The 26,369-nt window shown below is 59.4% G+C and carries 15 protein-coding genes; 11 read left to right on the top strand and 4 right to left on the bottom strand.

Translation table 11 applies throughout. The features are described from left to right. Positions 1-205: 205 nt before the first annotated feature. The 9 genes from OHL14_RS08640 to OHL14_RS08600 all read left to right on the top strand — a co-directional run bounded on the left by OHL14_RS08640 (position 206) and on the right by OHL14_RS08600 (position 15,490). Positions 206-1,480: an efflux RND transporter periplasmic adaptor subunit gene (locus OHL14_RS08640; protein ID WP_263378939.1), complete on the top strand. Its 1,275-nt coding sequence runs from the start codon at positions 206-208 to the stop codon at positions 1,478-1,480. Continuing rightward, positions 1,477-4,818: an efflux RND transporter permease subunit gene (locus OHL14_RS08635; protein WP_263378938.1), complete on the top strand. Its 3,342-nt coding sequence runs from the start codon at positions 1,477-1,479 to the stop codon at positions 4,816-4,818. Before OHL14_RS08640 ends, OHL14_RS08635 begins: the two co-directional genes overlap by 4 nt. Continuing rightward, positions 4,815-7,949, top strand: coding sequence for an efflux RND transporter permease subunit (locus OHL14_RS08630; protein ID WP_263378937.1), 3,135 nt, complete (start codon positions 4,815-4,817; stop codon positions 7,947-7,949). Before OHL14_RS08635 ends, OHL14_RS08630 begins: the two co-directional genes overlap by 4 nt. Positions 7,950-7,974: 25 nt before the next feature. Then, positions 7,975-9,543: an efflux transporter outer membrane subunit gene (locus OHL14_RS08625; protein WP_263378936.1), complete on the top strand. Its 1,569-nt coding sequence runs from the start codon at positions 7,975-7,977 to the stop codon at positions 9,541-9,543. A gap of 145 nt (positions 9,544-9,688) precedes the next feature. Next, positions 9,689-11,272, top strand: a complete 1,584-nt coding sequence (locus OHL14_RS08620; RefSeq protein ID WP_263378935.1) for a ribulokinase — start codon at positions 9,689-9,691, stop codon at positions 11,270-11,272. A gap of 22 nt (positions 11,273-11,294) precedes the next feature. Next, on the top strand, positions 11,295-11,996 hold the full coding sequence (locus OHL14_RS08615) for an L-ribulose-5-phosphate 4-epimerase (protein ID WP_317890402.1): 702 nt from the start codon (positions 11,295-11,297) through the stop codon (positions 11,994-11,996). A 124-nt stretch (positions 11,997-12,120) separates the two neighbouring features. Further along, positions 12,121-13,122 (top strand): zinc-binding alcohol dehydrogenase family protein, encoded by a 1,002-nt coding sequence (locus tag OHL14_RS08610; protein ID WP_263378934.1) that lies wholly within the window; start codon positions 12,121-12,123, stop codon positions 13,120-13,122. A gap of 41 nt (positions 13,123-13,163) precedes the next feature. Beyond that, positions 13,164-14,525 carry an L-fucose:H+ symporter permease gene (gene fucP, locus OHL14_RS08605; RefSeq protein ID WP_263378933.1) on the top strand — a complete coding sequence of 454 codons (1,362 nt, stop codon included), beginning with the start codon at positions 13,164-13,166 and terminating at the stop codon, positions 14,523-14,525. Positions 14,526-14,551: 26 nt separating this feature from the next. Then, on the top strand, positions 14,552-15,490 hold the full coding sequence (locus OHL14_RS08600) for an aldo/keto reductase (protein WP_263378932.1): 939 nt from the start codon (positions 14,552-14,554) through the stop codon (positions 15,488-15,490). Between the two features lie 283 nt (positions 15,491-15,773). Here OHL14_RS08600 and OHL14_RS08595 read toward each other — a convergent pair whose 3' ends face one another. From OHL14_RS08595 to OHL14_RS08585, 3 genes are all read right to left on the bottom strand, one after another. Beyond that, positions 15,774-16,166 carry a hypothetical protein gene (locus OHL14_RS08595; RefSeq protein WP_263378931.1) on the bottom strand — a complete coding sequence of 131 codons (393 nt, stop codon included), beginning with the start codon at positions 16,164-16,166 and terminating at the stop codon, positions 15,774-15,776. After that, a complete protein-coding gene (locus OHL14_RS08590) occupies positions 16,141-17,460 on the bottom strand; it encodes a CHASE2 domain-containing protein (protein WP_263378930.1) in 1,320 nt (439 codons plus the stop codon). Before OHL14_RS08590 ends, OHL14_RS08595 begins: the two co-directional genes overlap by 26 nt. Positions 17,461-17,920: 460 nt before the next feature. Next, positions 17,921-21,013: a CHAT domain-containing protein gene (locus OHL14_RS08585; protein ID WP_263378929.1), complete on the bottom strand. Its 3,093-nt coding sequence runs from the start codon at positions 21,011-21,013 to the stop codon at positions 17,921-17,923. Between the two features lie 191 nt (positions 21,014-21,204). On the opposite strand from OHL14_RS08585, the gene OHL14_RS08580 reads away from it, so the two are divergent. After that, a complete protein-coding gene (locus tag OHL14_RS08580) occupies positions 21,205-22,566 on the top strand; it encodes a DUF3863 domain-containing protein (RefSeq protein ID WP_263378928.1) in 1,362 nt (453 codons plus the stop codon). 159 nt (positions 22,567-22,725) lie between these two features. Here OHL14_RS08580 and OHL14_RS08575 read toward each other — a convergent pair whose 3' ends face one another. Next, positions 22,726-23,778 (bottom strand): HoxN/HupN/NixA family nickel/cobalt transporter, encoded by a 1,053-nt coding sequence (locus OHL14_RS08575; RefSeq protein WP_263378927.1) that lies wholly within the window; start codon positions 23,776-23,778, stop codon positions 22,726-22,728. Positions 23,779-24,030: 252 nt separating this feature from the next. Between OHL14_RS08575 and OHL14_RS08570 the strand changes: the two genes are divergently transcribed. After that, complete coding sequence (locus tag OHL14_RS08570; protein ID WP_263378926.1) at positions 24,031-26,355, top strand: cohesin domain-containing protein; 2,325 nt, start codon at positions 24,031-24,033, stop codon at positions 26,353-26,355. The last annotated feature ends 14 nt before the right edge of the window (positions 26,356-26,369 follow it).

Genomic DNA, 26,369 nt, shown 5'->3' with positions numbered 1-26,369 from the left:
ATAGGCTTATGGGCGATTATCACAATCGGTGTTCCGATTGCGTGTACCATCTTGTCTAGAAACTGCTGAAGCGGATAGACCGAAACAGCTGCAGTGTTTGCTTATCTCCAGGCTGCAACTATTCAGGGGTGCTTGAACGTCATACCTCTGTCGCCACTGAAGCAATCTGCATCACCCCAAAATCCAGCGCACGAATAAGAGAGACATGTTGCCACCCGAATCGAATGGTTCCTCGCACACTGCCCCGGAGCATAGCTACCTGGAGCCAGAGCATCCGCCGGCTCAAAGTAAGACCGTCAAGGTAATCATCTGGGTCGTAGTCCTTTTGGTCTTTGCGGCAGCTTATATCCTGATTGAGCGGCACAAAAGCGTGCCATCGGACGGGGCAAGCGGCGGTGGACGCAAAGGCGCTGCGGGTGGAACCGTCGTGCTGACCCCTGCTACGGCAAAGGAGGGCGACATTGGTGTGTATGTTGACGCCATCGGCACCGTCACTCCGGTGTATACGGCTACGATCACGCCACAGGTAAGCGGGCCGATCATTGCGGTGCATTATGCCGAAGGCCAGATCGTGGGCAAGGGAACGCCACTGGTAGACATTGATCCTCGTCCCTATCAGGCGACCCTGATGGAAGCCGAAGGCACCCTGGAGCGCGACCAGAACCTGCTGGCCCAGGCCGAGATGGACGCTGAGCGGTATCGCACGGCATGGGCGAAGAATGCCATACCGAAGCAGACCCTGGACGATCAGGAGAAGCTGGTGCTCCAGGATAAGGGAACGGTCAAGATCGACGAAGGCACGGTCGCCTATGACAAGGTTCAGCTCGGTTACTGCCACATCGTTTCCCCGATCTCGGGCAAGGTAGGCCTGCGCCTAGTGGATCCGGGCAACGTCGTCACGGCCAACACTACTACGCTGGCCGTGGTGACGCAGATGCAACCGATTACGGTGATCTTCTCCATCCCTGAGGACAGCCTGTCAAAGGTTCAGCCGCGCTTGAAAGACCATGCGAAGCTGACCGTCGACGCACTCGACCGCAGCGACGCGAAGAAGATTGGCACGGGTACTCTTATCACCCTGGACAACCAGATTGATACGACGACAGGCACGGTGAAAGCTCGAGCGCTGTTCACGAATAGCGACAGCGCGCTCTATCCCAACGGATTTGTGAACGCTCGTCTGCTGGTGAACACCGAGCAGAATGTGACACTGGTCCCTAGCTCAGTCATCCAGCACAACGGCCCGGTAGCCTTCGTATACCTGCTACAAAATAACGTGGCGCATGTCCGGAACATCCAGGAGGGCGTCAATGATGGTGGCCTGACGGCCGTTACAGGTATCCAGGCTGGCGATGTGCTCGCGAACAGTGGCTTTGAGAAGCTGCAGGAAGGTTCGAAGGTTCAGATGGCTGGTACGGGCAAGGGTAGCAAGTCTGCTACCTCGGCTAATTCCACAGCTAGTGGGAGCACCGCCCCTTGAGTCCTTCACGCCCGTTTATTGAGCGCCCGGTAGCGACCTCGCTGTTGATGGCTGCCATCATGTTGGTCGGCATTGTCTGTTACAAGCAGTTGCCGGTTTCGGCGCTGCCGGAAGTGGCCTACCCGACGATCCAGGTCCTTACGTTCTACCCTGGCGCTAGCCCGGACGTGGTAGCGACCACGGTGACTGCTCCGCTGGAGCGCCAGTTCGGCCAACTGCAGGGACTCAGCCAGATGACCTCCACCAGCTCCGGTGGGACCTCAGTCATCGTGTTGCAGTTCAACCTGACCCTGGATATTGACGTAGCCGAAGAAGAGGTGCAGTCCGCCATCAATGCAGGTTCAAACCTCTTGCCTGCCAATCTTCCCGCCCCCCCTATCTACAACAAGACCAACCCGGCCGATGCGCCGGTCATGACGCTGGCGATTACGTCGAAGACAATGCCACTGTCACAGGTAGAAGACCTTGTGGATACGCGGCTTGCGCCAAAAATTTCGCAGCTCTCCGGTGTAGGCCTTGTGAGCATCAGTGGCGGCCAGAAGCCCGCTGTGCGCATCCAGGCAAACCCGCAGAAGTTGTCGTCTTATGGCTTGAATCTGGAAGATCTGCGCACTGCCCTAAGTAACGCCAGCGTAAACGCGGCGAAGGGTAATTTCGACGGTCCACGGCAGGACTTCCAGATTGATGCCAACGACCAGCTGGTCACAAGCGCGGACTATAAACAGGTCGTAGTCGCCTATCGTAACGGCGCGCCCGTCATGCTGACCGACGTAGCGACGGTCGTTGACGGCATCGAAAATTCCACGCAGGCAGCGTGGATGAACCTTACGCCGGCGGTCATTGTGAACGTGCAACGCCAGCCTGGCGGCAATACGATCACTGTCGTCCAAAGCATAAAGAATCTTCTGCCGCAGTTGAAGTCCAACCTCCCTGCAGGTATCGATGTGCAGGTGTTGACCGATCTCACTGTCTCCATTCAGGCTTCGGTTAAAGATGTAGAGTTCGAGCTGATGCTGACCATCGGCCTTGTTGTGCTGGTCATCTTCCTGTTCCTGCGCAATCTCTATGCGACGATCATTCCCAGCGTGGCTGTACCGCTGTCGCTTGTAGGCACCTTTGCGGCGATGTATGCGATGGGATTTAGCATCGATAACCTTTCGTTGATGGCACTCACCATCTCGACAGGATTCGTCGTAGATGACGCTATCGTGATGGTCGAGAACATCTCGCGATATCTGGAAGAGGGCGATCCTCCGATGGAGGCGGCGCTCAAGGGTGCCGAGCAGATCGGCTTCACCATCATCTCGCTGACTGTCTCGCTGATCGCTGTGCTGATCCCGCTGCTGTTCATGGGCGATGTCGTTGGCCGGCTCTTCCGCGAGTTTGCGCTGACGCTGGCGGTCACGATTGTCATCTCAGCCATCGTCTCGCTAACGCTGACACCGATGATGGCGGCTCGCATTCTGAAGCACGACCCGAAGGCGACTGAAGGTCGGTTCTATCAGGCCTCTGAGCGCGTTTTCGAACGCATGATCGATTTTTACGGCCGTACGTTGAAGGTAGTATTGCGGCACCAGGGCATTACTCTCATCGTCGCTCTCGTGACGCTGCTGCTGACGATCTTCCTTTACATCATCATCCCCAAGGGCTTCTTCCCCGTGCAGGATACGGGAGTGATCCAGGGCATCTCTCAGGCCGCTCAGACCATCGGCTCCCAGGACATGGCGAAACAGCAGCAGCAACTCGCGGCGGAGATACTCAAAGACCCTGCAGTGCTCAGCCTTTCCTCCTTCATCGGTGCCGACGGTACGAATACCACCATCAACAGCGGCCGCTTCTCCATCAACCTCGTGCCTCTGGAACAGCGCGATGCGAGCGCCTCAGATGTTATTCGCAGGCTACAGAAAAGGTTGCGCAACATCGATGGCATTCAGTTGTTCATGCAACCGGTTCAGAACATCACCATCGATGACCGCGTGAGCCGCACACAGTATCAATACACGCTCGAAGATCCCGATCCCGCCGAACTCAGCCTCTGGACGAACCGTTTCATCAAGAAGCTGAATGAGCTTCCGGAATTGGAAGATGTGGCAACGGACCAGCAGCTTGGCGGCAACGCGATCTATATGAACATCGATCGCGTAACAGCATCACGACTGGGAATTGCGCCCACCACGATCGACAACACGCTTTACGACGCCTTCGGTCAGCGCCAGATCAACACGATGTACACGCAGCTGAATCAGTACCACGTCATCCTGGAGGCTGACCCCGCATTCCAGACGACACCTGACAGCTTGAACAAGCTCTACATTCAGGCAAACTCTTCGGCCGGGACGACTGGCGCGGCGGCATCTTCGGCGTCGAGCTCGGGTTCTACTTCGGCGGGCTCCAATGCGCTGACGAGTTCAGTAAAGTACACGCCCAGTTCCGGCAATCTGACCCCGCCTACCAGCGCGCTGGCGTACACCGCCACCTCAAATACGACGACCAGCTCTGCCGTCGGCAGCGGCGTTCCGCTCAACGTTATCGCAAAGTTCCAGAAGACGACCGAGCCGCTTTCGATTACGCATCAGGGCCAGTTCCCAGCGATTACCGTGTCCTTCAACCTTGCCCCCGGCGCGGCGCTTGGCGGAGCAATTACTGCAGTAGATAAGGTGCATGACGACCTGCACATGCCTGCCAGTATGCAGGCAGATTTTGAGGGTACTGCAGCCTCTTTCCGCAACTCGCTCTCGAACATGCCGTTGCTGATTCTTGCTGCGCTGGTAACGGTTTACATCGTTCTGGGCGTGCTATACGAGAGTTTCATCCACCCCATCACGATTCTCTCCACGCTGCCCTCCGCCGGAGTGGGAGCGTTCATCTCGCTGATGATCTTCCACCAGGACCTCAGCGTAGTTGCCATTATCGGACTCGTTCTGCTGATCGGCATCGTAAAGAAGAACGGTATTATGATGGTCGACTTCGCGCTCGACGCAGAGCGCAATCACGGCATGGATTCGACCGAAGCTATTTATCAGGCCTGCCTGTTGCGCTTCCGGCCCATTATGATGACGACGATGGCTGCTCTGCTCGGCGGCCTTCCGCTAGCATTTGGCACGGGTATCGGTTCAGAACTGCGCCGTCCGCTCGGCATCACCATGGTCGGCGGCTTGCTCTTCAGTCAGGTCCTCACACTTTACACGACGCCGGTGATCTACATCTTCTTTGATAACCTCGGCAAGCGCTTTAGTTCTAAGAAGGATGGCGAGGAGAAGGGTCATGGCGCCGGCCACGATGCTGCTCAAGGAGAGGCGCCTTCCGGATATGACGCTCCACCTGCGGAGCCGCTATGAGTCTCTCTGCACCGTTCATCCACCGACCGGTGGCGACCACGCTGCTCACGGTTGCGATCTCCATCGCCGGTGCTATCGCCTTCAGCGTGTTACCCGTCTCACCGCTGCCGCAAGTTGACTTCCCGACGATCTCAGTCAACGCCAGCCTGCCCGGCGGCAGCGCGGAGATTATGGCGTCATCCGTCGCGACGCCCCTCGAGCGCCAGTTCGGTCATATTGCCGGCGTAACGGAGATGACGTCGTCCAGCAGCTTGGGCTCCACGTCGATCACCATCCAGTTCGACCTCAGCCGAGACATCGACGGTGCGGCTCGTGATGTGCAGGCAGCCATCAACGCTGCTCGTACCTATCTTCCAGCGAATCTGCCTTCGAACCCGACCTATCGCAAGGTTAATCCGGCGGACTCGCCGATCATGATTCTTGCGTTCACGTCGGATAAGTACGGTCCCGAGAAGATGTATGACGCGGCCTCGACGATCGTTGAGCAGAAGGTTTCACAGATTCAAGGCGTCGGTCAGGTCACGGCCGGTGGTGGCGCGCTTCCTTCTGTGCGTGTTGAGGTGAATCCAAATCAGCTGGCCGGCTACGGGCTGACCATGGCCAACCTGCAGCAGACTCTTAGCGTGCAGAACTCCGATCTGGCTAAGGGGCAGATCTCCGACGGCAATATGAGCTCGGATATTCTTGCCAACGATCAAAACTCGCACGCGGCAGATTACGCGCCGGTGATTATCGGCTACAACAAGGGCGCAGCTGTGCGTCTTTCCGATGTCGCGCAGGTCGTAGATTCAGTGCAAGATCTTCGCCAGACTGCCTTCATGGACGGCAAGCGGGCGGTCACGCTAATTATCTTCCGTCAGCCGGGCGCAAACATCATCGATACCGTCGACCGCATCAAGTCGGAGATGCCTTCCATCAAGGCATCGATTCCGAACGGTATCGACATCACGGTTGTTTCAGACCGCACGACAACGATCCGTGCGTCGGTCGTGGATGTAGAACGCACGCTCATTATTTCGATCGTGCTGGTCATCCTTGTCGTCTTCGTGTTTCTGCGCAACATCCGGGCAACGCTCATCCCCGCGGTCGCTGTGCCCGTCTCGTTGATCGGGACGTTCGCGGTGATGTATGCGCTGGGTTATAGCCTCGACAACCTCTCGTTGATGGCGCTGACCATATCAACCGGGTTCGTCGTCGATGATGCCATCGTCGTGATGGAGAACATCACCCGCCATCTTGAAGACGGCATGGAACCGTTCGCCGCAGCCATGCTCGGAGCCAAGGAGATCGGGTTTACAGTCGTTTCGATCAGCATCTCGCTGATCGCGGTCTTTATCCCCATCCTTTTGATGGGCGGCATCGTCGGCCGCCTCTTCCGCGAGTTCGCGGTCACGCTGTCGACGGCCATCCTTGTGTCGATGCTCATCTCGCTCACCACCACACCTATGATGTGCGCCTACGTGCTTCGCAGTGAGCACGGCAAGAAGCACAACAAGATCTACGAGTGGATGGAGGCGTTCTTCAACTGGAATGTCGCCGGTTACAGTCGCAGCCTTCGATGGATGCTTGACAATCCGGTTTTGGTACTCGTATCTCTGGCTCTGACGATCGCTCTGAACGTGATCCTGATTGTGAAGATCCCGAAGGGATTCTTTCCCCAGCAGGATACCGGGTCGCTTCAGGGTGGAATTCAGGGGCCGCAGGACGCCTCATTCGCAGTGATGAGCACATCGCTGAAGCAGATCGTCAACACGATCAAGAATGATAAGGCCGTCGAGCATGTGATGGGCTTTACGAATGGCGGCAATGCGGCTCGCATGTTCATTACGTTGAAGCCACTCGAAGACCGCCAAGGAGCTCCGCAAGTTATAAACGAACTGCGTCCGAAGCTGAATCGCCTCCCCGGTGCCTCGACGTTTCTGCAAGCGTCGCAGGACTTGCGTATCGGTGGTCGAAGCGGAAACGCGATGTATCAGTACACCATTCAGGCCGATACCCTCGATGATTTGAAGACCTGGGGACCAAAGCTACTGGCTGAGATGAAGAAGTTGCCGGGCCTGCAGGATGTGAACACCGACCAGCAGAACGGCGGCCTTGATGAGCGGCTGTTCTTTGATCGCGTCACCGCAGCCAAGCTTGGGCTCACAGCGAGCGGACTCGACGAGGGCCTTTACAGTGCCTTCGGTCAATCTGAGGTCTCGGTAATCTACACGCAGCTTAACCAGTACTACGTGGTGCTCGAATTCGCGCCGCAGTACTGGCAGTCACCCGACGGCCTCAAGAGCGTCTACTTCCACCCAACTGGTACGAGCAGCACTACTGCAAGCGGCAACACTCCCTTGATGACGATGTCGAAGGCAACGAAGGGAAACATTCCACTCTCTTTGAACCACACCGGCTTGTTCCCGTCGGTGACGGTCTCCTTCAATCTCGCGCCCGGATATGCGCTCAGCGACGCGACCCTGGCAATCACGCAGATGCAGGCAAGGCTGGGGACGCCACTCTCTGTTCACGGACAGTTTGCGGGTACGCTGCAGGCATATCAGGACTCCCTGAGCTCCGAACCGATTTTGGTGCTTACCGCGCTCCTCGCCGTCTACATCGTGCTGGGTGTGCTGTATGAGAGTCTCGTTCATCCACTCACCATTATCTCAACGCTGCCCTCCGCGAGCGTCGGAGCGATGCTCGCTTTGCTCTTCTTTGGCGTGGATCTCAACATCATCTCGATTATCGGCATCGTACTTCTTATCGGTATTGTGAAGAAGAATGCCATCATGATGATCGACTTCGCTTTGCAGGTAGAACGGGAGGAGGGTTTGTCGCCGGAGGAATCCATCTTCAAGGCCTGTGTTCTCCGCTTCCGCCCAATTCTGATGACCACCACTGCTGCACTCTTTGGAGCTCTGCCACTGGCCTTCGGCACAGGAACTGGCTCTGAGCTGCGCCGTCCTCTGGGGATTACCATCGTTGGCGGCCTTATCGTGAGCCAGCTCCTGACGCTGTACACGACGCCCGTCGTCTATCTCACTTTTGACCGCATTCGTCTATGGGTAGAGAGCAAGCGTGGGCACGGAAGCGATGAAGCACACGCACCGCACACAGAGGGGCCGACACCAGCACCGATCTCCTGATCTTTAGCGTTATGGATCTAGCACCATGGATACGAACCTTATGAAGAACCTTCGATATCAAACAGCAGTTCTTTTGGCAGTAGCGTCGCTCAGCCTCGCGGGCTGCCGTGTCGGCCCGCACTACAAGGTGCCGCCGGCGACAGCGCAGGCACCTCCGGTTGCCTACAAAGAGGCTCCCGCAGCCAACGATGAGTGGAAGATCGCCCAACCGCAGGATGCCATGCTGCGCGGCAAATGGTGGGAGATCTACAACGACCCCGACCTCAACACGCTCGAAGACAAACTGAATATCGATAATCAGAACATCAAAGTCTATTTCGAGAATTACATGGCTGCGCGTACCCTGATCGCCCAGGCCCGCGCCGGTCTGTATCCGACAGTCGGCACGACGCCCGCGTACACGCGTACCTCTACCTCGGCCAACGTGCGGAACTCCTCGGGGAGCTCGGTCGGCACCACCAGCGGAACGGGAACCACAACCACAACCTCCACAACCGGAAACACGCAGAGCCAGCTGTTCACGCTGCCGTTAACCGCATCCTGGGCGCCTGATCTCTGGGGCAAGGTTCGCAACGAAATTCGTAATGCTCAATACAACGCACAGGTCAGCGCCGCCGACCTCGAAAACGAGCGACTCTTGGAGCAGGCGAGCCTTGCGACATATTACTTTGAATTGCGTGGGCAGGATGCGTTGAGTGACCTTTACAAGCAGACTGTGGAGGCCGACCAGAAGTCGTTAGATTTGACGCAGGCCAGCTATGACGCAGGCGTTGGCGACTACATCTCCGTTGTAGAAGCGAAGAACACGCTGCAGACCGCGCAGGCGGCGGCGACCAACCTCGGCGTAGCGCGCGCGCAATATTTGCACGCGATTGCGATGCTGATCGGTACGAGTCCATCCACGTTCTCCCTCGACGCAAAGACCTTCGATACGAAGGTGCCTGTCATCCCGATTGGCCTGCCTTCGCAGCTGCTGGAGCGGCGTCCCGATGTTGCGGCTGCGGAGCGCACGATGGCCGCGGCAAACGCCGAAATCGGAGTGGCCTATGCTGCGTACTTCCCCACGCTTACGCTCAGCGCGGAAGGTGGCTTCGAAAGTTCTGCCATCTCTCAGTTGCTCGACTGGGGTAGCCGCTTCTGGTCGGTAGGTCCGTCGATCGACGAGACCATCTTCGATGCCGGTCTGCGTCGCGCTACCGTGCAGCAGTATACGGCGACCTACAACTCGGACGTTGCGACCTATCGCCAGACGGTGCTGACCGCTGTACAGAACGTCGAGGACAACCTCGCTGGCGAGCGCATTCTGACCACGCAGCTCGGTCAGCAGGATGAGGCGGTGAAGTCGGCGCAACAGTATCTCAGTCTTGAGAAGGGCCGCTATGAGACTGGCGTCGATCCCTATGTCGATGTGATGCTGGCGCAGCTCACGCTACTGAGCAGCCAGCAGGCGCAGGTCACTCTGCGCACCAGCCGCATGACGACCTCGGTGGCGCTAATAGAGGCGCTGGGTGGTGGTTGGGATGCATCGCAACTGCCAGGGCCGAAGGATGTGTCGAAGAAGCTCGGCAAAAAAGAAGTCGAAAAGGTCAACTAATTCCAAGGACTCGCCTTTAGGCGAGTTTCTTGTTAAAACCTTTTGAAAGCGGTTTCTTATTCCGATTGACGCTCTGCTGGACTGCAAGCTAGTGTCGTAAGAGTGTCTCAGTTTATGCAGCCGCGTCGCTGCCAAGAGGGTCTTGATGTCGATCGTTGCCGGAGTGGATTTTGGAACGCTGAGCGTTCGTGTCACATTGCTGGATAGTGAAAAAGGTCGGCTTGGCACGGCTTCGGCAAGCTATCCGCTGCATCGCAAGGCACACGACCCTGACTTCGCAACGCAGTCGCATCAGGATCAGATGCAGGCGCTGGCGAAGGCCACCCGCGAGGCTCTTGCACAGACCGGGGTTCCTGGCAGCGATGTCGTCGCGCTCGCGCTCGATACAACTGGTTCGAGCGTGATCCCTGTCGATGCGCAGCTGCAGCCGCTCGATGAATACATGCTGTGGTGCGATCATCGTGCCCACAAGGAAGCACAGCAGATAACGGAGCTTGCGCACGCCGAAGGTCTCGAGGCGATCGAGTGGTGTGGCGGCGTTTATTCGCATGAATGGGGCTTTGCGAAGCTGTTGTATTGGCTGCGCAACAACCCCGATAAGCGCGACCAGTTCGCCACCGCTCTCGAGCACTGCGACATGGTGGCTGCCACCTTGATCGGCATCACCGATCCGCAACAGGTTCCGCGCAGCATCTGCGCTATGGGCCATAAATGGATGTGGAATCCTCGCTGGGACGGCCTGCCCTCGCAGGAGTTCCTGTCCAAGCTTGATCCTCTATTCGACGGTATCCGCGCAAAGCTTATCGGCAAGTACAGCACCTCCGAGGTGGTTGCAGGCAAACTTAACGAGCATTGGGCAACCGAGCTTGGCCTCAATGCAGGAATTCCAATTCCCGTTGGTGCCTTCGACGCCCATTGGGATGCGATCGGCGCAGGCTGCAAGGAGGGCGATGTTGTAAACGTCGTCGGCACCTCCACCTGCATTATCGCGATGAGCAGGAAGACTGAGCTGATCCCGGGCGTCTGCGGTGTCGTACCGGGAAGCGTGCATCCCGAACGCACAGGAATTGAAGCCGGGCTCTCCGCTGTAGGCGACATCTTCGACGCCATCGCCAAACGAGCGGGAACGACCGTCCGCGAACTATCGGAAGGCCTCGGCGACTATAAGGCAGGACAGACCGCGCTCCTTCGTTTGAGCTGGGACAACGGTGATCGGACTGTGTTGGTAAACCCTGAGCTGGGGGGCGTGACGTTCGGCTGGAACCTTGTGCACACCGCAAAGGATGAGCTGTTCGCGGCCATCGAAGGAACCGCGATGCACACGCGCATCATTCTTGAGCGCATGGAAGAGCACGGCGTTCCGGTGGAGCGCGTTATTAACGCTGGCGGCATTCCGCAGCAGAATGAGACGCTTAATCAGGTTTATGCTGATGTGTTCAATAAGCCGGTGCTGGTTCCTGATGGCGTGCCGACGAGTCTTGGTTCGGGCATCTTCGCATTAATCGCTGCAGGCGTATTCAAGAGCGTGGAAGAAGCGCAGGAGAAGTTATGTCTGCCTTTCCGCACAGTGGAACCACGCCCTGAGGCCGTGGCGGTTTATAACGAACTCTTCGCGCTCTACAGGAAGGTCTACTTTGCCTTCGGTTTGAAGACGAGCGAGGCGGTGGCGCTGGGCGATGTGCTGCCTAAGCTGCGCACCATCGCCGCCGGCGTCCGCGCTACCCATTAGCTACAACAGATATGGAGACAGAATGCTACTGAAAACACTGCGGGAAGAGGTGCTCGAAGCCAACCTGGAGCTGGTTCGCAGAGGACTGGTGCTGTACACCTTCGGCAACGCCTCCGGCGTGGACCGCGAGGAGGGGCTGGTCGTGATCAAACCTTCTGGTGTGGACTATGACGACCTCAGGCCGGAGCACATGGTCGTGACCGATCTGCAGGGAAAGATCGTCGAAGGCTCTCTGCGGCCCTCGTCTGACCTCGACACGCATACGCTGCTATATCGCGAGTTCGCGGAGATCGGCGCTGTGGTACATACGCACTCCGAGTTTGCGACGAGCTTCGCGCAGGCGGGCATGGCGATCCCTGCGCTTGGAACCACACACGCGGATTACTTTCATGGGCCAGTTCCGGTGAGCGAGCCGTTGACCGATGCGGCCATTGAAGGCCGTTATGTATACGAGACTGGACTCGCCATAGTGGCCCGCTTCAAAGGCAAGGATCCCGTCGACCCGATGGCTGTTCCGGCGTGTCTGGTTGCCGGTCACGCGCCGTTCGTGTGGGGCAAGGACGCACATGATGCCGCACACAACGCGGTGGTGCTGGAGGCAGTGGCACGGATGGCGTTTCGTACTCTGACGCTGCGTGCGGAGTGTGCGGGCGTATCGCAGGCGCTGCTTGATCGCCATTACCTGCGCAAGCACGGCCAGAATGCGACCTACGGCCAGGCCTGACGCGGCCGCTATGCGATGCAAGGGACTGCGTTGACAGTCGCAATCAGCAGCCGTTACGGTTCATAAGACCGCGAAATCGGCGCGTAAACTTCTGCGTTCCCTCATCCGCTCGGAGCTAAGAGACATGAAGACCTTCCAGATACAGGCGCCCGGCGCTGCGACGCTGATCGACCAGCCTGCTCCGGCGCAGCAGTCGCAGCCTGACGTGCTTCTGCGCGTATCGCTGGTGGGCATGTGCGGGACAGACCTTACGACCTTTCGAGGCGGCAACGCGATGGTGCAGTTTCCGCGCGTGCCAGGGCATGAAGTCGCTGCCACGGTGGTGGAAGGTGGCGATCTGCGGCCAGGCACCGCGGTGACGCTTTCGCCCTACACCAGCTGCGGCCAATGTCCCAGCTGCAAGCGCGGTCGTGTCAACGCCTGTCAGTTCAACGAGACGATGGGTGTGCAGCGCGATGGCGCGATGACGGAGTACATCCGCGTGCCGCGCGAAAAGCTCTACACCGCAAACCTGACACTCAAGGAACTGGCATTGGTCGAGCCGCTGACCGTTGGCACGCATGCCGTCGCGCGCGGTCGAGTCACGGCTAACGATACCGTCGCGGTCTTCGGCTGCGGCGGCATTGGTTTAGGCGCAATCGCGGCTGCAGCCTTTCGCGGCGCGCGGACTATCGCCATCGACATGGACGATGCCAAGCTCGAGATTGCCCGCAAGGCTGGTGCGACCGACCTGATCCACAGCAAGAATGAAGACCTGCACACAAGGCTGGTCGAGATCACCGGCAGCGGCCCCGATGTGATGATCGAGGCGATCGGCCTTCCCGCGACCTTTCGCGCGGCGGTGGAAGAGGTCGCCTTCACGGGTCGCGTCGTCTACATCGGCTACGCGAAGGAGCCGGTCACCTACGAGACGCGGCTGTTCGTGCAGAAGGAACTGGACATCCTCGGCAGCCGCAACGCGCTTCCTGAGGACTTCCTCGAGGTTATCCGAATGCTGGAGGCCGGGCGCTTTCCTGTGGAGGATGCGGTCAGTCTCATTGTTACGCCCGAGCAGGCCGCTGAGACGCTCGCCGACTGGAGCGCGAACCCGCACAAGTTCACCAAGATCATGGTCCAATTCGCTTAGCTCAAACAGCTATACCTCGCCAGACAAACGACGGAGATGGAATGCAACTGGTCAGCACCGGCTCAAAGGACCCCTCGCAACAGCATGAGGGCGGATCGATCTTCCCTCGCGGGTACATGCTTGCGTTCTTCCTCACAACGACGATCTTCTTCGTGTGGGGCATGTCGAATAACCTCACCGACATTCTGGTACAGCAGTTCCGGAAGTCGTTCGAACTGAGCCTTCTGCAAGCCCAGTTGGTGCAGACGTCGGTGTTCCTCGCCTATGGCATCATGGCGACTCCGGCAGCGCTCTTGATGCGTCGCTTTGGCTATAAGGCTGGTCTGGTTGCGGGACTGATTACCTTCGGCGTCGGCACGCTGATGTTCTGGCCTGCTGCGGTGATCGGCAAGTATCTGCCGTTTTTGATAGCGCTTTTCGTGGTGGGCAGCGGGTCCTCGATCCTGGAGACGGCGGCGAACCCGCTGGTCGCGCAGTTCGGCACCTCCGAGACCTCAGAGCGGAGACTAAACTTCGCGCAGGCGTTCAATCCGCCGGGAACGATTGCGGGGGTTGTCGTGGGAACGCTGTTCATCTTCTCTGGCGTGGAGAAGAGTGCGACGCAGGTCACGGCGATGAAGGTTGCGGGGACGTACGAGGCCTATCTTCACAGCGAGATTTTGCGCGTGGTCCCAACATATGTTGTGTTGGGCGTGATTGTCCTGTTGCTGGCGCTGCTGCTGAGCCGGGCGAAGTTTCCGCAGAGCCTCGATTCCACGGACGATCATGGCCCAGCTTCGCTGCCGCAGAGCGGAGCGTATGGTCGGCTCTTCCGCAACGGCCGACTGATGTTCGCCGTTGTTGCGCAGTTCTTCTATGTGGGCGCGCAGGTGGGCATCTGGAGCACGCTGATTCCGTACCTCAAGGCGTACACGACAATCGGCGATCGCCCTGCTGGCTACTTCCTTACCGCGACGCTGGTGGCATTCGCGCTGGGCAGAATCATCTCAACGCCTCTGATGAAATTTATCAGCCCGGCGAAGATGATCGGCATCTATGCGCTGATCAACGTGGCGCTGCTTGGCTTCGTCGTCACGAAGCCGGGAATGAGCGGAGCGGTGGCGATCCTTGTGGTGAGCCTGTTCATGTCCGTGATGTATCCGACGATCTTTGCGCTCGGCGTAAAGGGCCTGGGCGACGATACAAAGTTGGCGGGCAGCCTGCTGGTCGTGGCGATTCTGGGTGGAGCGATCTTTCCGGTGGCAATGGGATTCGTCTCTCGTTCGACCGGAAGTGTGGCTTCCGGTTACGCGTTGCCAGCAGTTAGTTTTGTGGTGGTTGCGCTGTTCGCATTCCTGATGCCGAAGTTGACCGACCTCACGGTGAGTCGTCATTCGGTAGAGATTGCGCCGCAGACGCTGTAATTGAACCTGAACTTTGCAGGAGTGGCATGAGTATGGAGTACAGGCAGCTTGGGGCAACAGAGCTACAGGTTTCGACGATCGGCTTTGGCGCGGCCCCGCTCGGCGACGTGTATGGCAAGGTCGATGTAGCGGAGACGACAGCCGCGGTGCACGAGGCGATCGACAGCGGGATCACGCTGTTCGATGTGTCTCCGTATTACGGGTTGACGCTGGCCGAGAGCCGCCTGGGCGAAGCTCTTGTTGGCTATCGCGACAAGGTGGTGCTGGCGACCAAGTGCGGTCGCTACGGAGCGAGCGAGTTCGACTTCTCGGCGGCGAGCGTGACGAAGAGCTGTGAAGATTCACTGCAGCGGTTGAAGACCGATCGGCTTGATATCTTGCAGGCGCATGATGTCGAGTTCGGCGATGCGGATCAGGTGGTGAATGAGACGATTCCGGCGCTGCGCAGGCTGCAGGAGCAGGGCAAGGTTCGGGTGATCGGAATTACGGGGTTGTCGCTGAAGAACCTGGCGGCGATTGCGCGGCGGGCTCATGTGGACTGCATGATCACGTATTGCCGCTACAACCTGATGATCTCCGACATGGACGATGTGTTGTTGCCTGTGGCTGAGGAGCGGGGAATTGGCGTGATCAATGCTTCGCCGCTTCATATGGGCGTGCTGACGGAAGACGGAGTTCCTGAATGGCATCCTTCGTCGCTGGAGATTCGGGCGGTTGGAAGGCAGGTTGTGGAGCTTTGCAAGGCTCGCGGCGTGAGCGCGCCGCTTGTTGCGTTGCGGTATTGTCTGGATCATTCGTATGTGTCGAGCACGCTGGTTGGAATGGCTTCGCGCGAGCTGGTGCGGGCGAACCTGAAGGCGCTGGAGTTTTCGATTGATCCTGAGTTGCTGGTGGAGATTCAGCGGCTTGTTGCGCCGGTTCATAACCAGATCTGGGATTCGGGCCTGGCGGAGAATCGAGGGTAGGTACCCCCTCCCCCCTACTTAGAGGTCAAAGTATTCAAAAGGAGGCGGTTAGGTCTGGACTTGGGTGGCTGGAAGTTCAAACTTGCCGACCTCGCCGACCTGATCTTCTTTTTTTACCTTCTAATTCAATTATAGAGGATTGAGAGGGGTGAACATGCAATTGCATTTCCTTTCTTATGAATGGTTTGCGCGATTTTGGGCTTGACAGGAAACGACGAGGACGAAAGCGAAGACCCGGCTGGGGGAGCCGGGCCTTTGCTTGTTGCGTGGTCAGGAAAGTGACTTAGTGGGTGGGAGCCAGGGCCAGGGAGATCAGGGCCGGGTCAGTGGATTTGACGATGGTGACCGGGCTGGTTGCGGTGCCCTTCGGGGTGGTTGCGGAGACGGTGTAGTCGCCGGCGTCGAGCGGGGCGATGTAGGTGCCATTCTTGGCGGTGAGGCCGGAGACGACGACGGAGCCATCGCTGACGGCCACCTTGACGCGGACGCCGGGCTGGAGCTTGCCGTTGAGGGTGACGGTGACGCGGAGAAGTTGTCCGTTATCGCCACGGCCTACGCCGCCGGTGTTGGTGCCCTTCTGAGGGGGAGCCGCGAGGGCGCTGCCGCAGAGGTTCAGGGTGAGAAGGGTAAGCGCCAGTACAGCCGCCGACCTATGAAGCAGAGCTCGTAGTTTCATGGTGGTCCTCCCGGACGTTCTTATGGTGCAGGTGTAACTGGTGCTTCAGGTGACGCACTTCATGTCGCATGTCAAGGATGGCTTCCGTCACAGTATGGAGCAAGATCATCAGGATGGGAATGAAAAAGTCCAGGAAGATGCCGAGATTCTGCATGAGCGCATAGGTCATGACGACGCTGGCGAGAAAGCTGGCGACGAAGCCTCCCCACTTCCAGCCGACATGGATTTCGAGAGATCCGAGCAGAGCCAGAGCGAGTGCGAGCATCCACTCAAGCACCTCGGCCGTGTGGTCGGAGATGGGGGTAAACGTACTGACGGGGTCACGCATGGCTTCGACGTAGCCAGCGTGCAACATGGCGCCGGGCTCCTTGCCACCGGGGGAGTCTTCCACGTCCACCCAGGGGCCTTCATTCAAAGCGGCTATGTGAAAGTGACCGCCAACGATGACAATACGGTCGGCCAACGCCTGATGGAGTTGAAGGGGCGACATGCGCTGTAGATCGGCATCGCTGAAGACAAACTGGCGGCCGTCGCGCGTGCTGAAGTCTTCCATAGTGAGGAACTGGGCGAAGCGGTAGCCTTTGTCCTCGTTCTGGATGAGGTTGTTGTACGCGATGGGATCGGTGACGCGCGTGATGGCGAGCGAGAGCGAGTCAAGAGTACGGCCACCCTTGATGTCTACCTGTCCCGGCACCTTACGCATGTCGTCGGGAAGATCGACGTGTCCGTTGGTGACGCAAGGCAGGGACGGAAGATGACTGTCGTAGATGGAGTGTGCCTCGACTCGATCGTCACCTTCCCAAAAGAACTCGGTAGCGAGAACGACATGACGTCCCGCGGCGCACATGCGACCCAGGGACTGGAAGAAGACCTGGTCTTCTGCGCGATAGTCAGGGAAGTCATAGTCCGGAGACTCCTGGTGTGGGGAGTCCATAAAGACGTCGAAGGCCACGGTGTTGACGCCTGCGGCGTTGAGGCGGTCCAGGAGAGCGGCGAGCTTGTCGCGCTTGAGTTTGGAACGAGCCTGGTATTGCTCACTCCAGTAGTCCTCGTCGCTCAGAAGTACGAGAGCGGTGTACTTGGGATAGACGGCGCCGCGGCGCTGCCAACGCATCTGCTTTTGATACAGCCAGAGACGCCAGTCGGCGAAGCGGTCGCTTTCGGAGAGGATGTGGCCGATGTAGGAGCCGATGAGCAGGAGGACGGCGAAGCGCGCCCAGTGCATCCAGCCTTTGCGCACGATGGGATGCGTGGCTTTGCGGAAGAGGGCGGCGGCTCGCTGCGGGAAGGACATGGGCCTCGGGAGGTGAGTGGTTTGTATAGAGAGTAGAGCATGTTGGTGAGTCGTGGGGGCGTGTTTTAGGAGGAAGCGGCAGATTCAGAGAGATGCCTGACGGATCGATAGGGGCGTTGCTTTTGGGTTGCCGCTTGAGGACAGAAAGTATATCCCGGCGGCTGAAGCCCAGACCTATCCAAGAGCGAGAGCAAAAAACGGGGGTGCGGAGTTGTGGTGGCCCGCTCATCCGCGAGGAGGCTGCGTAGAAATGGGGGCACACGGCAGCGGGAAGAAGCAGATTCCCTGCGGGAATGACAAACGAAAAAAGCAAAGGCAAAAGCAGATTCCCTGCGGGAATGACAAAGAAAAAAGCAAAGGCGAAGGCAGATTCCCTGAGGGAATGACAAGGAAAAAAAGCAAAGGCAAAAGCAGATTCCCTGAGGGAATGACGAACAAGAAAGAAAGATCGCCGTCGAGGTTATTTAGCGGCGGGGACGAGCTTCATGAAGGGTTTGGCGTAGAGGACGTAGGCGAGGGCGGTGGGGTCGTTGGATTCGGCGTAGGTCTGCTGGCGGGCCTGGGTGACGAGATCGGCCATGGTCCAGGGGGTGTTGCTGGCGAGGTTGGCTTTGAGGCCGTCGTAGAAGTGGGCGGCGAAGCTGGAGGCGCTGGTGTCGCCTACTTCGTAGAGGGCTCCGAGATAACCTGCTGCGCCGGAGCGCATGAGGTCGGGTGCCCAGCCGGCGACGTAGGTAAGTTCCTTGTCGGACTGGCCGAGGTCGCAGGCGTTGAAGAAGTAGAAGGGGTGCGCGGAGTCGTTGCCTTCGGAACGGAAGGCGATGAAGGTGTCGGGGGTCATGTCGTAGTCTTCGAGCGCGATGGCTACGCTGGGGGCGAGAAGCGTGGGCGGAGGGACTGGCGATGCGACGGCAGGAGCCGGTGGCATGGACGCTGGAGTTGCCGCAGGAGTCGTGCTAGCTGCGGCTGTGGGGATGGGGGCTGGTGTGGAGGCGTCGACGCGCTTGCCGTGGCCGGTGAAGTGGATGATGCCCTGGGGGGCGGATTTGACCATGAGGGCTACGGAGTTCGCGTCGCCATCGACCTGATGCATGGCGGGGAACGCAGCCTTGATGGCTTTGAGTTCGGTGGCTGCTCCGGCGAGCGAGAGGGTGCCGGTGTAGTTGGGGGCGACTACGTCGATGGCGGAGATGGAGATGTCTGCGGGTTGCGCGAGTTGCGGGGCTGCGGAGTTTTCGCGGACGATGGCGGTGGTGAGGCCAAGCAGATTACAACCCTTACCAGTGGGTGAGGGGACGCACATCAGCTCCCAGGGGAGCAGCGGGTTGTTGGTGACGATGGTGATGCTGTGCAGGCGGGTGTGGGCGGCGAGCATCTGCTGGTAGATGGTGCGGAAGGATTCGGGCGCGTCGTGGGTGTAGAGGTCGGTGCCGATGCCTTCGATGAGGCCGCGGGCGAAGACACTGTCGGAGCAGCTGGCGTCGGTGTCGGAGCCGTTGTCGGCTGGCCTGGCGACGTGGGAGGCACGGTCGGCGGCGCAGGCGGCTCCGGTGCCTGCGGCGAGAAGGAGAGCTTGCGACTGTAGCTGGGCGTAGTCGGCTTGCACCTTGGCGGCGGTGGCTGCGGCGTTGGGGACAGCGACGGGGGAGGCGGGGTCGATGCCGGGGCCGATGATCTGGTACATCATGCTGTCGCCGACGAGGGTTTCGATGATGGTGAGATCGGATTGCTTGTCGGTGGGGTTGGGAACGATGGGTTGAGGCGTGGGTGGGGCGATGGGACGCGGGGGCAGCAGGGTGACGATGGGCGGTTTGGGGGCTGCGGGCTGCGTTGTGGTTCTCGACTGGATGTGCGGGCCGATGGGGGAGGTGTCGGAGCGGGTGAGCGCGGAGGTGTCGTTGGGAGGAACGGGTGGTGTGAGGCTGACGATAGGAGGCTGCGGGGCGGGACTGGCGATGTCTGTGGAGACGGCGGTGATGGTGATGCTGCGAGCGAGTTGTGCGAGGAAGGTCTGGTGGTAGGTGAGGGTCGCGATGAGCTGGGTGGCGATGGGAGCGGCGGGGGCTCGGACATGGAAGACGGCGGGTGTGGAGTTGGGGTTGGAAGCGTCGAGGGTGAGGGTGGAGGTGTTGGAGCCGTCGGTGAAGGTCATGCCGGGGGCGATGAGGGCGACGTCGATGGGCAGGGAGGTAAGACCGGCGGGGAGGGCGATTTTGAGCTTGCCGCTGTCCTGATCGCCGTTGAGGATCTGGGTGGAGGTGTCGAACTGGAAGGCGTTGAGTGAGACCTGGACGGCGAAGTCCTGGAGGGCGGGGACGGAGTCGGGTGCCTGGAGGTTGGGGTAGCGCTCGAGGATGGTGGGAGCGGGTGTGGCGGGAGTGACGACGACGGCGGTGGTTCCTTCGGCCGCTTCCCGGGGCGGCGGGGGAAGAAAGTGGGGCACCAGCTGCCGTGCGCGGAGAGGATTGGGTGGCGAGGCTTTGAGGTAAGCGTTGTGGAGTGCGGCGATGGTCGAGCGAGCTTGTGGGGAGGTGTCGGAGAGATAGGGATGGATGAGGGTGTAGGCGCGGTCGAGATCGACGGGGGTGCCGTGGCCGGTGATGAAGCGTTGTGCGAGTTCGAAGACGCCTTCGGTGTCGGCCAAGTGGGCGGCCTTGAGAAAGAGCGCCTGTGCGGCGTCGATGCCGGTGGGGCCGCGGGTTTCGTATTGCTGGCCGATGGCGATGTAGGTGGGGCCGATCTGGTCTGTGGAGTCGAGAATGCGGTTGTGGTTCTGGTCGTCGACGAACTTGTCGAGGGTTTTGGTGGCGAGGGCGAGGTTCCGGGTGCCGCCTTTAAGGAGATAGAGGTGGGTCTGCGCGAGGACGGCTGCGGAGGAGCCGAGGGTGGCTGCCCTGGCGTACCAGCGATTGGCGAGGGTGAGGCTGCGGGGGACGCCGTCGCCGTGCTCGTAGAGGGAGCCGAGGGTGGTTTCGCTGCTCATCATGTGGAGGAGTAGCTGGCGCCCGGCGGGGGTGTCGCTGGAGGGCTGCGGGTAGCTGGCGGCGAGGGTGAGAAGGTTTGCGCTGCGCGGGAGGTTGCGTGGGATGGGGCCGCCGGTGCGATAGAGATCGGCGAGGACGAGGGTGCCGCGGAGGTCGTGGGCGCGCTCGGCTTTCTCGTACCAGAAGAGGGCGTTGGGGGCGTCGGGCTTGCCGTTGCGAGGGTCGAGGTAGAAGTCTCCGATGTAGGAGGCGGCGCGGGGCTCGCCAGCGTGTGAGGCGGCTTCGAACCACTGGAGCGCGAGGACGCGATCGGGCGGTTGAGGATAGAGGCCGCTCAGGAAGGCGAGGCCGAGATCATATTTGGCGGCGGCATTGCCCTGGTCGGCGGCTTGCAGCAGGGTGGGCAGCGCGGTGGGGTCGCCGTAGGTGAAGCTCTGCTCAGCGGCGGCGAGTTGCGCAGGAGTGACTTTGGGTGTTTGCGCGTGGGTGGTGAGGGCAACAGAGGCGCAGAGGATTGCGCGGAGGAATGCGTACGGAGACGTGGCGCGGGCCTGAGCGCAGGGGGGCATAGGGATGGGTTCTCCCGGTAACTATCGCATAGGTGATCGAAGATTTACGGGAAAATCTATGAGGAACCGCCGCGGTCGCGCGATGCGCGATGCCCACCCTAGCGACTATGAAGCCGTCGCGAAGATGGGGAACCCGGTTTTCAACGAGGCGTGAGAGGGGGTAGTGTGGAGTGCGAAGAGATGCGGAGGCAATGCGAGTGCGAAGAGAGTGGACGCGGCGACAGTTTTTGAGTGATGCAGCAATGGCGGCTGCGGCGATGAGTGCTTCAGGGGCGATACATGCGGCCACACCAGTGGGGATGCGGGGTCGGTATCTGACGCATGTTTCGATTGTGCGGGTAAACCAGATTGAGGTGACACCGACGAAGAACATCGGGCTGGATGAGTCGGTGGACAACCGGCCGGAGCGGATTGTGTCGAGGCGGAATGCATTTGCTGAAGGATGTCCCGGCGGGAAAATGACGTGGGCGATCAGCTGGCTGGCGTTGAAGGATGATCGCAAGGAGTACAAAGAGGCGCGGCGGCTGCTGGCGTCCTTCCACGACAAGTATGGCGACGAGGTGACATTTATCCCGGGCGGCTACTTTGCGCCGATGTATGAGACGCGCGACCATGTGCGGCAGACGATCCATGATGCGCTGGGGCAGGTGTCGACGATAGTGGGTGGAGGGTATCGGCCGCAAAGTCTGGTGGCTGGGTTTATGGATGCGGAGAACCAGCGGCATCTGGCGCAGGATGAGGGCATCCATGTGTGCCAGGGGCAGATCTGGAGCCAGAAAGATATTGATAACGGCGATGGGGATGGTGGTATCTGCTATCCGTACTATCCGAGCCGCGAGCATTATCTGAAGCCGGCGCAGGGCAAGGCGGACTTCATCGATTGCGTGTGCCTGGACGGATGGACGTGCGACTTTCTTTCGGCGCGTCGCGATGGTTTCAAGGGCGGCTTCAACAGTCGCATGGGGGTGGGGCCGATCGAGACGGTGCAGAACCTGGGGACGACGGCCGGTCGCAAAGAGATGATGGATACGACCGCGATGCACTTCGATAGTGGCTATGCGCTGAACCAGTTCGGATTTGTGACCGGGATATGGGAGACATCTTTAGGGCATGACGAAGACCTGACGTACTGGCTGCAGGCGGTGCGCGAGCGTTGGCCGGATACGAAGGTGATGACCGAAGGAGAGTTTGGGCTGGAGTGGCGGCGGCAGACGCCGAACAACGACAAACTGAACTATCGCTTCGATGCGAAGGGAACGGGCGCGCCGGGGTCCGAGAAGAACCTGGAGATTCAATGGTTCATGAACAAGGAGTTCCGGCTGGCGCTGCTGCATGACTGGGAGAAGAAGACGCAGCCAATGGCGATTGACTTCACACGGTATGACCTGAAGGCGGAGGAGCCGCAGGGGCTGCAGCGGCAGTGGGACCTGATGAATGTGTTGAATGAGAAAGAGACGCGCCCGCAGGACCAGCCGAAGCGATTGAGCGAGCTTCCGATGGAGGATCAGCGGATCATCTTTCGGAGGTATCCGGAGTTGAGGCAGGTGGGGTGAGAGCGAGGGGTCATCGAGAAGAATTTGTGATGAGTGCGAGTGCAAAAGCAAATGCAAAAGCAAATGCAGATTCCTCCGCTGCGCTACGGAATGACAAAAGAGGGGGCGATGCGGATGCGCTACGGAATGACAAAAGGGGGCGATGCGGATCGTGATGGCTTAGTCGATCTGGAGGTCGTCAAAGCGCATCCATTTGTAGAACCAGATAGAGGCGGCCCAGCTTAGAGCGAAGATGGCGATGATGGCGTAGCCGAGGACGCCGAAGTGCTCGTTGAGGTGGGAGATCAGTGTCCAGAAGAGGCCCTGTAACTGGAACTGACTGCCGAGCAGACCGAGGGCCTCGATGCCACCGACGAGGATGGCGACGAGGACTGAGATCGAGGTGATGGTGAGGTTGTAGTAGAGCTTGCGGATGGGTTTGACGAAGGCCCAGCCGTAGGCGCCGAGCATCAAGATGTTGTCGGTGGTATCGACGAGAGACATGCCTGCTGCGAAGAGCACGGGGAAGACGAGCACGGCTGAGAGCGAGAGTCCCTTGGAGGCTTCGGCCGCGGAGATGCCGAGCAGGCCGATCTCGGTGGCGGTGTCGAAGCCGAGACCGAAGAGCACGCCGAGTGGATACATGTGCCAGCTGCGACGGATGAGGTTGAAGAGCGGGCGGAAGAGTCGCGAGAGAAAGCCGCGGCTGCCGAGCAGGAGATCGAAGTCTTCTTCGACATAGCGTTCGCCATTGCGTACGCGCTTGAAGGCGTTATAGACCGAGCGCAACACAACGAGATTGACGAAGGCGATGGCGAAGAGGAAGAGTGTGGACACGAGCGTGCCGACGATGCCGCCGATGTGCCGCACGGAGTCGATGCGATGCTGCAAGGAGAGCGCGGTGGCGGCGATGGCGATGGAGCCGATGACAACGATCGTCGAGTGACCAAGCGAGAACATGAGGCCGACGGAGACGGGGCGTTTGCCCTCCTGCATGAGCTTGCGGGTGACGTTGTCGATGGCAGCGATGTGGTCGGCGTCGACGGCGTGGCGAAGACCGAAGCTGTACGCGAGAAACGCAGTGCCGAGAAGAACGGGGAAGTGGCGGAAGGCAACGACGGCCCAGACCCAGGCACCGATGTTCGCGGCGATGAGGAAGGTGTAGATCGCAACAACCTTGCGGCGAGTATCGTGCGGTGCATCGTCGAAGAGAGTGCGTAGAGAAAGACTCATGGAGGGGAAGCTGCGGCGTTCATGCAAACGAGTAGCTAACTAGAGTGTACTTGCGGAACGACGGTGATGAACGGGTGTCATGGTTACAGTGAGCAAAAGTGAACATGCATTTTTATGGCGTTCGCTGCGGGTGGATTAAGCGATGAAATCTTCGTGACAATTCGTTACATAGAGACGTGCCCCGAAAGAAAAATCTGCGCGTCTATCGAAGCAGTGCTTGCAGGTAAGAGCGCGCTGAAGTGGATAACCTTTATGTATCTCGCACGACTGTCAATCTCTTTCTCTGCTCTGTTTGTTGTTCTGCTATTTGCCGCCGACGGACGGGCGCAAACCGCTGCCAAGTGGGACAAGCGTGGCCAGGATGCGGAGTCACGTGCAGATTACGATGCTGCGTTCGAGGCGTTTCGGCAGGCGCATACGTTGAAGCCGAAGGACCTCCGCTATCAGACTCACTATGAGCGGATGCGTTTTCAGGATTCGAATACGCATCTGGATCGCGGGCGCGTACTGCGGCAGTCCGGTGATCTGGGCGGCGCGCTGACGGAGTTTTCACGTGCGTTGAAGATCGATAACAGCAATCAGTCTGCAGCACAGGAGTTGCTGGCAACGCAGATGCCGTCGTCGGTGGGCGCATCCTCAGAGGTAGCGCGGAAAGCACTACAAACACCGCATCAGAGGCGCGTGCGGCGCGATGTGGATTCGCTGGAAGCTCCGGTGGAGCTGAAGCCGATGTCGAATGATCCGATCACGCTGCACATGGTGGAGGATTCGAAGACGGTGTATCAGGCCATCGGCAAGGCTGCTGGTTTGAATGTGCTTTTCGATGCGGACTACAGCTCAAAGCGCATGCCTGTCGACCTGACGAAGGTGTCTCTGTTCGATGCGCTGCGGATCGTGGGCAAACTGTCCGGAACCTTCTGGAGCCCGGTGACTGAGAACACAATCTTTGTGGCGCAGAACAGTCGAGCGAAGCATACGGACCTGGATGATCTTGCGATTGAGACGTTTTATCTGACGAACGTGACGCAACAGAATGATGCGAACGAGGTGCTGGTCGCGTTGCGCAATCTGTTCGATCCGAGCACGAAGCTTTATCTGGTTGCGAGTCAGAATGCCATTGTTGTGCGGGCGACACCAGCGGAGCTGATTCTTGCGGAGAAGCTGATCGACGACCTTGATCGCACGCGGTCTGAGGTGGTGGTGGATGTAGCGGTGTTGGAGGTGAGTCGCGATCTGGAGCGCAACCTTGGCATCACGTTGCCGACGAGCTTTGGGTTGACACCGCAGGCGAGTAACGCGAACGTGTCGAGCAGTTCTACGACGACAACTACATCTACGACGACGTCCGGGATTACGCTGAACACACTTGCGAATATGAATGCGACGAACTTCGCGGTGACGGTTGGCGGCGGGACGGTGAATGCGCTGCTGTCGGATTCGGATACGCGGGTGCTGCAGAATCCGCGGGTGCGAGCGACGGATGGGCAGCAGGCGACGCTGAAGATCGGATCGAAGATTCCGGTTGCGACGGGATCGACGACTTCGACGTTGACCTCGACGGCGACCTCGACGACGCAGTTCACGTATGTGGATGTGGGCGTGAATATCGATATGACGCCGACGGTTCATGCCGATGGGCAGGTGTCGCTGAAGATGAAGATCGAGATTTCATCGCAGACGGGCACGAGCACGATTGACGATGTAGCCGAGCCGATCATCTCGCAGCGGGTGGTGCAGCAAGTGATTCAGTTGAAGGATGGCGAGCCGTCGATTCTGGCGGGACTGTTGACGCAGCAGGATACGAAGAGTGTCAGCGGCACGCCTGGCTTGGGCGAGCTGCCGTTTTTGAAATACTTCTTCAGCAGCCAGGACAAGGTGCAGCAGACGGATGAGATTGTGTTTCTGTTGATTCCGCATATTGTGCGCGAGTCGATTATTGAAGATGCGAATACGCGGATCGTCGATACAGGAACGAGTCAGCAGATCGAGTTGAGGCGCGGCGATCCGAACCGCAAGAGTGTGGATGACGATGCGGTCGAGGAGAAGGTGCGGAGCGTTCCTGCAGTGCAGACGACTTCGGCAGCGAATGCGGCGTCGGCGATGTTGGCGCAGCTAGCATCGCAGGCGCGGGCGGAGACGCCGATGAGGAAGGAAGCAGCGGGGCCGCTGCGGCTGGGGGTTGTGGCTTCGGCTGCGGAGCAGCGCGTGGGGTCGACTTTTGCGGTGGCGGTGAATGCGGCGAATGCTCGCGATCTGTATGGTGTGCCGTTGCAGATTCAGTTCGATCCGAAGGTGCTGTCGCTTGTGGATGTTGGGGCTGGTGATCTGCTGAGTCGGGATGGGCAGGCGGCTGCGCTGGTGCAGCGCGATGAGGGACAGGGGTTGGTGACGGTTTCGGTGACGCGGCCGCCCCATGCCAATGGTGTAAGCGGCGATGGAGCGATCTGCGTGTTGACGTTCAAGGCTGTTGCGGCGGGATCGTCGCCGGTGACGCTGGTGAAAGCACTACCTGTCGATAGCAAACAGACGAGCGTGGAGGCTGTGGAAGGCGCGGCGGTGGTGCGTGTTCAGCCGTAGGTTTGGCGGGATGC

Origin of the sequence: Granulicella paludicola (assembly GCF_025685545.1) — a bacterium.
GTDB lineage: Bacteria > Acidobacteriota > Terriglobia > Terriglobales > Acidobacteriaceae > Granulicella > Granulicella paludicola.
This window is presented reverse-complemented; position numbering and strand designations above follow the sequence as displayed.